This is a genomic window from Bacteroides sp. (assembly GCA_036351255.1).
GTDB lineage: Bacteria > Bacteroidota > Bacteroidia > Bacteroidales > UBA7960 > UBA7960.
Map to the genome: position 1 here is coordinate 1 of JAZBOS010000119.1, position 11,514 is coordinate 11,514.

Here is an 11,514-nt window from a genome sequence, read left to right on the forward strand (position 1 = left end):
ACGATTGCGGTAATCGAGCAAAATATTGCTGCCATAATTGACTCCGTCCAAATCCCTGCCCTGGGTATAGGCAAACAAAGCGGTGCTGAGCTCCAGGTTTTTCATTGGCCTGTAGCGCCCCATAAAAGCCCACTCGGCCAGGTTAGCGCCCACGGGGTGAGCCAGGGGTTGGCTGTAATGTGAGTAACTAGAGGCAGGACGCAGTCCCGACCCATACGTGTCATAGTGCTGATAAACAAAGGGCCTGATCAGGTTCACCTCCCCCTGCAGGTCCAGGTCCTTGATGCCAAAGATATCGGCCGTCTTCACCCCTACCTGCAGCCCAAACTTATTGCGGTGGGAGGCAAAATCGGTGAATTTTCTGTCCTTCCTCAAGCCAATGCGCACCAGCATGGAGTCCACATCCCTGCGAATATCATCCAGGTAAAACTCGTTGACCAGCACCTGCCCGTAAACCCCCAGCCCGCGGGTAATAAGGTATTCCCAGTTCATGCCCACGGTCACCTTGTCAGGGTCGCCCACATGGTGCTCAATGGCGCGGTAAAAGATCACCGGGTTAAAATAATGCCAGTCCATTCCTCTTTTATTCAGGCTGTCGGAGCCCCCAACCATTACATTTTCAAAAAAGCCCAACTGGAAGTTTTTGGTGATCTGAAAGGAAAGCTGGTGGGTAATGGCATATTTGGGATCATAGGCATTTCCTCCCAGCGAGCGGATCGGATAATCCACCAGGTTGGCATACAGGTTCTGGTAATGAAACCACTTATACCGCGTGTTGATTTTCAGGAAAAGATAGTTATTGGCATAATCTGACAACAGCAATGAGCGGATGCCGTGGCCGCTGAAGTTGCGGTCCTGCCCGAACTGGAAGCCTATGTTTTCGGTGGCCTGGAAGGCGATATAGCCCCTGGCGGTAAAGAAGTCCACGCCCCCCTCGCCAAAGCCCTTGGTCCAGCCTTCCCCGGGCACGGCGCCCCGGTGCCACTGCATCTGCCGGCGCACGAAATCAGGGAAACGCGCCTGGTTCTCGGCAAGGAAGGTATAAAAGCCCACCTTCTGGTTGATCATCCCCCGGACTTCAATGCCGCGGGTGTTCAAGTAATGAAGGTTCTCCACGCCTTGCTCTTTATCGAAAGCCAGCTCCAGCACCGGGTTTACTGAGAGAAAGAAGTCCTTATCGTGATAGCGGAAGAAATCCTGCGGAAAGGCATAGAAATGCTTCAGCACCGGCATGCGCGAGGAATCGGAAGGCTGCGCTGACCATTCAGGATTCGCCTGAAGAAACTGGTAAAGCATATGCCGGTCAATATTCGTCAGTTTTTCCTGGGTGGTGTCGGCCTCCTCCATAAACCCGACCGCTGCACGCCTTTCCAGCGGCTTCAGTGAGGAGTGAAACTGACTGGCGTGCTTCCCGCCTTTCAGCTCCAGGCGCTCCAGGAAATCGTGGGTACTGCTGCCCGAAGGGAGGAAAATACTCTGGGCCGTAAGCGAGCCAATGAACAACAGGCACAGGGTGATTAAAAATATCTTCTTCATAAAAGACTCAGTGTTTTAAGTTCCCTTTGCGGGAAAATCTCAGCCAGATCAAAAATAACCATTTATCACGAAGAGTAGCATTCCTTTTCTTATATTTGGAACTCATAACCCAGCAGGCAATGGACAAGACCGAACGACAAGGGACAGAACTGTATCATTTTCAGAACCTTTCAGGCTTTAGCGAGATCAGGCACTTCGTCAGCTCGCGGGCAGGCGGATACAGCGAAGGTCCTTTTTCAAGGCTCAACCTGGGCTTTCACGTGGGCGACAGCAGCTTCAAGGTGTTGCAGAATCGCCAGAAACTTTCTTCTGCCACAGGCATCGACCTGTTCTGGTTCACCTTTGCCAAGCAAACCCACAGTGGCAATGTAGCCGTGGTAGATGCCGCCAGCCGCGGAAAAGGCGCCACCGAGATTCGCACTGCCCTCGAAAATACCGATGGCATGGTTACCAATGTGGCGCGTATCTGCCTCTGTGTGCAGGTGGCCGACTGTGTGCCCGTGCTGATGTACGACCCGGTGGAGCACGTCATCGCCGCCGTCCACGCCGGCTGGCGCGGCATCCTGAGGCGCATCGTCCCCCGGGCTGTCGAAAAAATGATCCAGCACTATGGCTGCCGGGCCGAAAACATCGTGGCAGGCATAGGCCCCTCCAACGGGCCCTGCTGCTACGAGGTGGAAGACGATGTCCGGCGCGAAACCCTCACCGCCCTGGGCACCACCAACGGCATCATCAGTCCCGGCAAAAACCCCGGGAAATTCATTTTCGACCAGTGGAATGCCGTCCATATACAACTCAGCGAGGCCGGCCTGCGCGAAAAAAACATTGAAACCTCAGGCACCTGCAACCAGTGCCATCCCGAAACCTTCTTCTCCAACCGCAACGGGCAGGGAGTCAGCGGAAGATATGCCGCGGGGATCATGCTATGCAAGAGATAGGTTTGGGGACCGGGAGTTCGGAGTTTGGAGTTTAGGGTTCCAGGGCCATGTCCGTTAACCAGCGGATTCATGGTTTAAGGTTCAAGGAACTTCTTAAATCATCATTCCTTGTTCACTGCCCGCAAAAGCAGGCGGGCTTGTTCTGGAATCAAAAGGTATTTTATTGTTGGATCCCATTGAATAAAGATCAGGCCCATCTGCCTTTGGGGACAGGGATTAATTACTTAACCCCGCTAATTTCCTCAGGAAAAAAACTTTTTCTTCGTGTCTTTTTTATCTTTTTTATGGCCCTTTGTGCAACATCTGTTTCACAAAGATTTCAAAGAAGACCCAAAAAACACAAAGCCTCCCTATAAAAAGCATACCTTCCGCTTTCCTCTCACAACCAGCATTCCTAAGGGGTGGAAAAGATTTTTTAAGGATGCATCCAGGCTATCCACCACCTTCATTTCTTCAAATATTTCATTATTTATTTTTCATTTTTCATTCATTCTTTAGTCAAATCCCTTCCAGCGCTTTGTCATAGTCAGGGTTTAACCGTAGTTTAACCGGTGTTTAACCGTTTTAAAACGGTTAAACACCGGTTAAACTACGGTTAAAATACGACCCTGGTCCGGGCTTGAAAGGAACTGGCAACAAAAGCAAAACCCATTTAAGGCATCATCGAATGGTTTCCGGCAGCGGGCTGCAGGGGCCATGGATCCCTGTTTTGCCGAAAAAGTCAATCATCTTAACCTATTGGTTAAAACAACAAACTGGCTTTTGGTTCGATGGCACACTTGCCTTTTGTTGTTTTTTGTTGGTTCTTTTGCCTGATTTCCTCCTTGCAGGCGCCCTGCCTTTCACACTGTTTTTGGGCAATCTTCTTTTTCCTTTGCCATTTGCGGATTATTTCCTATTTTCGGCCGACTTTTTGCCTGAAGACACATATTTATTCACCAAACTAAAAACAAGCAGTATGGAAGTGAAACACCAACAAATCAAGGGCTTACCCGAGAATGCCTACCGGGAGCTAAAGGAAGGGGAAGAATATATCCCCATCATGACGCCCGACAAGATCTATCCGGAAGTGAATTTCCGTTCGGTTTCGCTGGGTTTGCTGATGGCCGTCGTGTTTTCGGCAGCCGCGGCCTACCTTGGGCTGAAGATCGGACAGGTGTTCGAGGCGGCCATTCCCATCGCCATCATCGCTGTAGGCCTCTCAGCCCTGTCGAAGCGCAAGAATGCTTTGGGCGAGAACGTGATCATCCAGAGCATCGGCGCCAGCTCGGGCGTGATCGTGGCCGGGGCCATCTTTACCCTGCCTGCGCTTTACATTCTTGGCCTGGAGGCCCATTTCTACCAGGTGTTCCTGTCCTCGCTGCTGGGGGGCTTCCTGGGCATCCTGTTCCTGATCCCCTTCCGTAAATATTTCGTGGCCGAGATGCACGGCAAGTTCCCCTTCCCCGAAGCCACCGCCACCACCGAGGTGCTGGTGTCGGGCGAAAAGGGCGGCGACCAGGCCAAGGTGCTGCTCTTCGCCGGTTTGATCGGCGGGATCTACGATTTTGTCATCGCCACCTTTGGCTGGTGGAACGAGGTGTTTACCACCCGCGTGCTGCCTTATGGCGTTGAGCTGGCCGACAAGGCCAAGCTGGTGTTCAAGATCAATGTGGGCGCCGCCATCGTAGGGCTTGGCTACATCATCGGGCTGAAATATGCAGTGATTATCACGGCCGGCTCCTTCGTGGGCTGGTTTGTGATCATCCCGATGATTGCTCACGCCGCCACTATGTTCGGAGGCGAGCTTAACACCATTGCCGCCATGGCGCCCGAGGCCATCTTCCGCGACTATGTCAGGATGATCGGCATCGGCGGCATTGCCATGGCCGGGGTGATCGGCATCATTCGCTCATCAGGCATCATCAAGAACGCTATCGGACTGGCCGTAAAGGAGACCATGAGTAAACACGCCAATACCGACAACAATACCCGCACGCGTCGCGACCTGCCGATGAGTCTCATCATGGGTGGCATCCTTTTTACCGCCGTCCTGATCTTCATCTTCTTCCAGTTTGGCGTGGTGCAAAACCTGGGGCACGCCCTGGTAGGCCTGCTGATCGTGTTCATCATCGCTTTCCTCTTCACTACGGTGGCGGCCAATGCCATTGCCATCGTGGGCACCAACCCCGTCTCGGGGATGACGCTGATGACGCTTATCCTCACCTCGCTTGTGATGACCGCCGTGGGCCTTTCGGGCACCTCGGGAATGATCGCCGCGCTGGTTATTGGCGGGGTGGTCTGCACGGCCCTCTCGATGGCCGGAGGTTTCATCACCGACCTGAAGGTGGGTTACTGGCTGGGCTCTTCGCCCTATAAGCAGGAAAGCTGGAAGTTCCTTGGCACGGTTGTTTCGGCTGCCACCGTGGGTGGCGTAATCATCATCCTGAACCAGACCTATGGTTTCACGGGCGAAGGCGCGATGGTAGCACCCCAGGCCAATGCCATGGCTGCCGTGATCGAGCCGATGATGACAGGTGGCTCGGCCCCCTGGCTGCTTTATGCCGCCGGCGCCTTCCTCTCTCTCATCCTTACCATGCTGGGTGTTCCTGCCCTGGCTTTCGCCCTGGGCATGTTCATCCCGCTCGAGCTGAACACCCCGCTGCTGGTGGGTGGCATCATCGCCTACTATGTTTCGACAAGCTCTTCGGATATTAAACTGGCCAATGCCCGCAAGGAACGCGGTACCTTGATCGCCAGCGGTTTCATTGCCGGTGGCGCCCTGATGGGCGTGATCAGTGCCCTGCTGAAATTCAGCGGCCTGCACCTGGAAGCCGAACAATGGCTGGCCTCGAATGGCTCGCAATGGCTTGGTATCGTGATGTTTGCATTGTTGTGTGTGTACCTCTACCGCAATGCCATTAAAGCTAAAAAAGAAGATTAACCCAAAAAAGCCCCCTGCCGCGCAACTTTTGACAGGGGGCTTTTGTTATATCTGCATAAAGATTAAAAAAAAGAAAGGAAAAGATATGAAGGAAATATTGCTTGAACGGTTTCTGCGCTACATCAGCATTGACACTAAGAGCGATCCCGAATCGACCACCTTCCCCAGTACGAAAAAGCAGTTTGACCTGGCTAACCTTCTGGTTAAGGAACTGAAGGAACTGGGGCTGGAGGATGCCCACGTGGACGAGAACTGCTATGTGATGGCCACCCTGCCCGCCAATACCGACAAGGACATCCCTGTGATCGGCTTTGTGGCCCACGTGGATACTGCTCCCGATATGGACGGCCACGACATCAAGCCCCAAATCATCAAGCATTATGACGGCAAGGACATCCTGCTCAACAAGGAGAAGGATATGTGGCTGAAGGTTGGGGACTTCCCCGAGCTGGCGAAATATAAAGGACAGACCATCATCACCACCGATGGCACGACTTTACTTGGCGCCGATGACAAGGCGGGCATCGCAGAAATCATGACCGCCATCGAATACCTCGTGAAAAATCCCGATATGAAGCACGGCACCATCAAGGTGGGCTTCACGCCCGATGAGGAAATCGGGAAGGGCGTGGATCATTTCAACGTGGAAAAGTTCGGGGCCAAATATGCCTATACCCTTGATGGGTCTGAGGTAGGCGAGCTGGAGTTTGAGAACTTCAACGCCGCCTCGGCCAAGATAAAGGTGCAGGGACGCAACGTGCATCCCGGCTATGCCAAGAACAAAATGGTGAATGCCATCATCATCGGGGCCGAGTTTAACGACATGCTGCCGGTGTTCGAACGTCCAGAGTTCACCGAGCATTACGAGGGGTTCTTCCACCTGATCAAGTTTGAAGGCACCGTTGAAGAGGCCAGCTTCCAGTACATCATCCGCGACCACGACCGCAAGAAGTTCGAGCGCCGCAAGGAACAGATCCAGGAGGTGGCCGACTTTATGAACAAGAAGTATGGCGAAGGCACCTTTATTCTGGAGGTGAAGGACCAGTACTATAATATGCGCGAGAAGGTGGAACCCGTTTACCAGATCGTGGAGATCGCCGAACAGGCCATGAAGGACCTTGGGATAAAACCCAAGATCAAGCCCATTCGCGGCGGTACTGACGGGGCCCGGCTTTCGTATATGGGCCTGCCCTGCCCCAACCTCTTTGCCGGGGGGCTAAACTTCCACGGCAAGTATGAGTACATACCCCTGGAAAGTATGGAGAAAGCCACCAGCGTAATGCTGAAGATCATCAACCTGTATTACGAAAAGGCGTAACGACCTGTCTGACAAAGAGAAAGCGGCCTGGTGCCGCTTTTTTTATTATGTAGCGCTAATAAGGTGTGGCAGGGCAAAAGCCCCTGGAAGATGCCTTTCTTAACCCTTATACCCAATGGTTCTTTCAAGGTTGAGGACCTGGTCCATCACCGTTTCGTTCATATAAGCCTTACCGAAATTGGCTTCGAGCAGGTCAGAGCCCGATAGGTCGGCACCCGAAAGGTTGGCTTTGAAAAGGTTTGCACGGGTGAGGTTGGAAGAACGGATCAGGCTCATTGACAGGTCGGCCAGGGTGAAGTCGGCATTGATGATATCAGAATAAGAAAGGTCGGCCCCGTCGAGGACAGCGTCAGTAAAGTCGGCTTCACAAAGGTTGCTTTCGGTCAGAACTGCACGAGATAGGACTGTTCCCGAAAGGTTAGTACCCTTGAGGTTTACGGCCTGAAGTTTTGCTTCGGCCAGGAAAGCCCCGCTCAGATTGGCGCCTTCCAGGTTAGCACCCGAAAGGTCGGCCCCGGCAAAAGAGGCCCCACTCAGATCTGCACCCGCCAGGTTTGCTCCCTGCAAAATGGCCCCGCGGAAATTCAGCGGCCGGTAAGAATCGCCATAGGAACTCTGGGCGATCAGGGTCCACAGATCACGGTCGGACAACACCCTTTGACGCTGGTTGTTCATAGCTGCGAATTTTACTATTTATAAAACAAAGTTATCATTTTTATTGATATAAATAAAAAATAGGACCATAAGAATAAAGAATTTTCCGGATTGGCGAAAGGGATTTACACCGATAAAAAAAATCAATTTGTCGTTTTATGCTTTTAACTTTGCAGAAAGCGGCTCTTTATGCGACACTACAATATCCCGTTTTTCATCCCAGAGCTGGGCTGCCCGCATCAGTGCATTTTCTGCGACCAGCACAGGATATCGGGCACCGTAAAAGTTCCCCGTCCCGGAGAGCTAAGCGCCCAGGTCGGGGCTTATCTGGCCACCTTCGCTGATGGGGAGAAGGAGGTGGAGGTTGCCTTTTTTGGGGGGAACTTCACCGGGCTACCCCTGGCAGAACAGGAAGCCTACCTTGCCGCGGCAGCGCCCTGGATTAGAAATGGGAAAGTACAGGGCATCCGCCTTTCCACCCGTCCCGATTACATCACGGAGGAGAACCTGCAACTTTTGCGCCGCTATGGGGTGAGCAGCATCGAGCTTGGGGCGCAGTCGATGGATGAGGAGGTCTTAAGGCTTTCAGGTCGCGGTCATACCGCCAGGCAGGTGGAGGAAGCTGCCAGCCTGATCCTGGCCAATGGCTTCCGGCTGGGGCTTCAGATGATGACCGGTTTGCCGGGCGATAAACTGGAGAAAACCCTTTACACAGCAAGGCGTGTCGTGGAATTGGGGGCCGCGGAAACCCGTATTTATCCCACCCTTGTAATAGAAGGCACCCGGCTGGCGGAGCTATACCGCGAAGGATCGTATAAGCCCCTTACCCTGGAGGAAACCTTGGAACGCTGCAAACTCCTGGTTCTTTTGTTCGAACAGGAGGGCGTGAAGATCCTGCGGCTGGGTTTACACCCCTCAGAAGGGCTGATCAATGGCAACGACCTGCTGGCAGGCCCTTTCCACCCTGCCCTGAAGGAACTGGTGGAAACCGCCATCTGGAAGGATTTACTCAGGGAGGCCTATTCTAAATGGCAGGGCAGGTCGGTGTGCATCCGGGTTTCGCCCAAAGCCCTCAATGCAGCCATTGGGCACCAGGGATCGAACAGGAAGTGGCTGGAAAAGGTTTTCAAAAAAGTAGATTTTAAAGCCGATCTGGCACTTAAAGGGAGGGAATATCATGCTGATCCTTGCTGACGCCCGCCTTCCCGAAAGGGTCCTGAAAAACCTGGGAAGGTATGGGCAGGTGGTGCCATTCGCCAGCCAGGGAGTGGTTTATGAGGCCATCTCGGGCCATCCCGACATTTTCCTTTGCCAGGTGCCCGGGGGCGTGGTAGCGGCTCCCAATACGCCAAAAAACATACTGGAGGCTTTGGAAAACAAGGGTACATCCCTCTTTTTTGGAAAAGAACCCCTTGGCAAGGCCTACCCCGCCACGGCACGCTACAATGCCTTTTCAGGGAAGGATTGCCTGCTGCACCTCTTTGATCTCACAGATGAAGTGATTCTGGCGCAAACACAAGGACTGGAAAAGATTGCTGTCAGGCAGGGATATGCCCGCTGCAGCCTGGTGGAAGCCGGTAGGCTATACATCACCAGCGACCGTGGCATAGAAAAGGAACTGAAGCAAAACTGCAGGGAGACCTTTTACGTGGATCCCTCCCCCATTATCCTGCCCGGACAGCCACACGGCTTTTTCGGGGGTTGCACCGGGGTGTGGGGGCAGCAGCTTTTTCTGGCAGGAAGCCTCAGGCATTTCCCGGAAGGGGAATTGCTTCAGCAAGCCCTCGTGCAAAGAGGCATTACCATAATCGAACTCTACGATGGCCCCCTTTGGGATGGGGGAAGCATACTTTTTCTTTAGCCTGCTTTGTTGGCTTTGCTACCAAAAAAAAGCTGGCAGAATTATTAATTTTGGCGGGTTCCTAAGGTGTTATTCAAAAAATCAATTGCCTATTCTGAGCATTTGACGGGCTTTTGCAGGAAAGTGAAAAAGATCTCAAGAAAAAAAATCCAAAGAAATGTTCAGCCAATAAAAAAAGCTTTAACTTTGCATCACAAAGTACTTTACTCAAAGAATTATGGCCTCTCAAAATGAACACGTTGAGAACCTGAAGGAGATCAGGTCGATCATGGAGCGTTCGTCGCAATTTCTTTCCCTCAGCGGGCTATCGGGGGTTTTTGCCGGTATCGTGGCACTACTTGGCGCCCTGGCGGTGTATCTTTATCAATACGACTTCTTCTTCGGGCGATATTACCATGGCGGGGTATTTCTGCAAGAAGACCTGCTGACAGGGGAAGCGCTACGTAATTTTTATGTGTTTACCCTTCTGACTGGTGCCATCGTTCTGTTTTTGGCCCTTGGGTTCGTGGTGTATTTCACCAACCGCAACGCGCGCCGGAAAGGATTGCCCCGCTGGAATGCCACGGCCCGGCGGATGCTCATCAATTTGTTTATCCCGCTGGCTGCCGGGGGACTGTTTTGCCTGGCGCTGCTCTATCATGGCCTGTTTTACCTGGTGGCCCCGGCTACACTGATCTTTTACGGACTGGCCCTGGTAAATGCCAGTAAATACACCCTGCGCGACATCCGTTATCTGGGCCTGCTGGAGATCGCCCTGGGACTTGTGGCTTCCATCTGGGTGGGTTATGGGCTGATCGTCTGGGCCATTGGTTTCGGTTTATTGCACATAGGCTACGGATTAACGATGTACTTTAAGTATGAAGGATCTGATAAACAACCTCAATAAGCACTTCGAAAGCCGGGTGCGCCTGGGGGTGATGTCGGTGTTGTTGGTCAATGACTGGATGGATTTCAGCACACTGAAAGAAGCCCTGGATATCACCGATGGAAACCTGGCCAGCCACATCAAGGCGCTGGAGGGGGTCCGCTATATCGAAGTGAAAAAGCAATTCCTGGGCCGCAAGCCCAACACCAGCTACCGGGCAACCCTGGAGGGGCGCACAGCCTTTGAAGAACACCTCAAAGCTTTGGAAAAACTGATTAATCCCAACCCTTAATTTTTTTTACCTTTTTACTTTGTATTTCAAAGTACTTTTTTAATTTAATTTTATTTTACCCATGACTGAAAAACAAATGTCCTTTATTGAAAAGAATGCAGCCATGCTGAAGGTTTTTACCATAGGAATCCTGGCAGTCTTACTGATGATTCCCGTGGTGATGGTTAGTGAGATGGTGACCGAGCGGCAGTCGCGCCAGGAAGAAGCCGCCACAGAGATCGCCTCCAAATGGGGAGAAGCCCAGCAAATCAACGGCCCTGTGCTTAGCATTCCCTACGACACTTACGAGCTGAACAAGGAAGGCGAGCGGATCAACCTCAGTCGCAACTATGCCCATTATTTACCAGAAGTACTCGACATTTGGGGGGAGCTGGTGCCCGAGATCCGATACCGCGGCATTTTTGAGGTTCCTGTTTATACGAGCAAGGTCAGGCTGGAGGGTTTCTTTGAGACCCCAGAGCTGAACATCAATGAGCCCAATGCAGAGATCCACTGGGAAGAAGCCTTTCTGACGCTGGGGATCACAGATCTCAGGGGCATCAGCCAGGCCATTGATTTCTCATGGAACGGCCAGCCCAGGGCGTGTGAACCGGGCACCCGGATCAGCGGAATGATTCCGACGGGCGTCACCATAGCCGATCCACTGGACGGAGCACCCCCAGCCACATCCTACCCCTTCGTCATCGAGCTTTCTTTAAACGGCTCGAAAAACCTTAGTTTTATCCCTTTGGGAAGGGAAACCACTGTCGAGATAAGCTCATCGTGGACCGACCCCGGTTTTGACGGCGCCTTTCTCCCGACGCAAAGGGAAATCAGCAAAAAAGGGTTCAAGGCCAACTGGCGGGTTTTGGAACTGAACCGCAACTACCCTCAGCACTGGACCAACCGTGACGTCAACTTCGGGGGTTCTGCCTTTGGCGTAAACCTGGTGACCCCCGTTGAGACCTATCAGGTCACCGAACGGTCAACGAAATATGCCATCCTGTTCATTGGACTGACCTTCGTTGTGTTCTTTTTCATTGAGATCCTGCGCATGTTAAGGGTGCACCCCATACAATACATCCTGGTAGGATTTGGCCTGAGCCTGTTTTACCTGTTGCTGCTTTCCCTTTCCGAGCACCTGGGCT

Annotated in this window: 10 protein-coding genes; 8 read left to right on the forward strand and 2 right to left on the reverse strand. The window is 52.6% G+C overall.

Annotated elements, in window-relative coordinates; all coding sequences use genetic code 11:
* The coding region (locus V2I46_11975) for a hypothetical protein (protein ID MEE4178216.1) at positions 1-1,536 on the reverse strand (1,536 nt) is incomplete at its 3' end.
* Between the two features lie 119 nt (positions 1,537-1,655).
* Here V2I46_11975 and pgeF point away from each other — a divergent pair.
* The 3 genes from pgeF to pepT all read left to right on the forward strand — a co-directional run bounded on the left by pgeF (position 1,656) and on the right by pepT (position 6,715).
* Positions 1,656-2,474: a peptidoglycan editing factor PgeF gene (pgeF, locus tag V2I46_11980; GenBank protein MEE4178217.1), complete on the forward strand. Its 819-nt coding sequence runs from the start codon at positions 1,656-1,658 to the stop codon at positions 2,472-2,474.
* A 958-nt stretch (positions 2,475-3,432) separates the two neighbouring features.
* On the forward strand, positions 3,433-5,397 hold the full coding sequence (locus V2I46_11985; protein ID MEE4178218.1) for an oligopeptide transporter, OPT family: 1,965 nt from the start codon (positions 3,433-3,435) through the stop codon (positions 5,395-5,397).
* Between the two features lie 85 nt (positions 5,398-5,482).
* The gene (pepT, locus tag V2I46_11990) at positions 5,483-6,715 is read left to right on the forward strand and encodes a peptidase T (protein MEE4178219.1); all 1,233 of its coding nucleotides are present in this window, start codon (positions 5,483-5,485) and stop codon (positions 6,713-6,715) included.
* Between the two features lie 99 nt (positions 6,716-6,814).
* Here pepT and V2I46_11995 read toward each other — a convergent pair whose 3' ends face one another.
* Positions 6,815-7,390, reverse strand: a complete 576-nt coding sequence (locus V2I46_11995) for a pentapeptide repeat-containing protein (GenBank protein MEE4178220.1) — start codon at positions 7,388-7,390, stop codon at positions 6,815-6,817.
* A gap of 168 nt (positions 7,391-7,558) precedes the next feature.
* On the opposite strand from V2I46_11995, the gene V2I46_12000 reads away from it, so the two are divergent.
* The 5 genes from V2I46_12000 to creD form a co-directional block, all read left to right on the forward strand.
* Positions 7,559-8,563 carry a radical SAM protein gene (locus V2I46_12000; GenBank protein MEE4178221.1) on the forward strand — a complete coding sequence of 335 codons (1,005 nt, stop codon included), beginning with the start codon at positions 7,559-7,561 and terminating at the stop codon, positions 8,561-8,563.
* The gene (locus tag V2I46_12005; GenBank protein ID MEE4178222.1) at positions 8,547-9,230 is read left to right on the forward strand and encodes a hypothetical protein; all 684 of its coding nucleotides are present in this window, start codon (positions 8,547-8,549) and stop codon (positions 9,228-9,230) included. The genes V2I46_12000 and V2I46_12005 overlap by 17 nt, the downstream gene beginning before the upstream one ends.
* Before the next feature lie 217 nt (positions 9,231-9,447).
* Positions 9,448-10,116 (forward strand): hypothetical protein, encoded by a 669-nt coding sequence (locus V2I46_12010; GenBank protein ID MEE4178223.1) that lies wholly within the window; start codon positions 9,448-9,450, stop codon positions 10,114-10,116.
* Positions 10,088-10,387, forward strand: a complete 300-nt coding sequence (locus tag V2I46_12015) for a transcriptional regulator (protein ID MEE4178224.1) — start codon at positions 10,088-10,090, stop codon at positions 10,385-10,387. The genes V2I46_12010 and V2I46_12015 overlap by 29 nt, the downstream gene beginning before the upstream one ends.
* Before the next feature lie 61 nt (positions 10,388-10,448).
* The coding region (creD, locus tag V2I46_12020; protein MEE4178225.1) for a cell envelope integrity protein CreD at positions 10,449-11,514 on the forward strand (1,066 nt) is incomplete at its 3' end.

Bases quoted from the DNA above. Each gene is read 5' to 3' on its own strand.
- V2I46_11995 (MEE4178220.1), bottom strand. From the start codon at position 7,390: ATGAACAACCAGCGTCAAAGGGTGTTGTCCGACCGTGATCTGTGGACC.
- V2I46_12005 (MEE4178222.1), top strand. From the start codon at position 8,547: ATGCTGATCCTTGCTGACGCCCGCCTTCCCGAAAGGGTCCTGAAAAAC.
- pepT (MEE4178219.1), top strand. From the start codon at position 5,483: ATGAAGGAAATATTGCTTGAACGGTTTCTGCGCTACATCAGCATTGAC.
- V2I46_12015 (MEE4178224.1), top strand. From the start codon at position 10,088: ATGAAGGATCTGATAAACAACCTCAATAAGCACTTCGAAAGCCGGGTG.
- V2I46_11985 (MEE4178218.1), top strand. From the start codon at position 3,433: ATGGAAGTGAAACACCAACAAATCAAGGGCTTACCCGAGAATGCCTAC.
- pgeF (MEE4178217.1), top strand. From the start codon at position 1,656: ATGGACAAGACCGAACGACAAGGGACAGAACTGTATCATTTTCAGAAC.
- V2I46_12010 (MEE4178223.1), top strand. From the start codon at position 9,448: ATGGCCTCTCAAAATGAACACGTTGAGAACCTGAAGGAGATCAGGTCG.
- V2I46_12000 (MEE4178221.1), top strand. From the start codon at position 7,559: ATGCGACACTACAATATCCCGTTTTTCATCCCAGAGCTGGGCTGCCCG.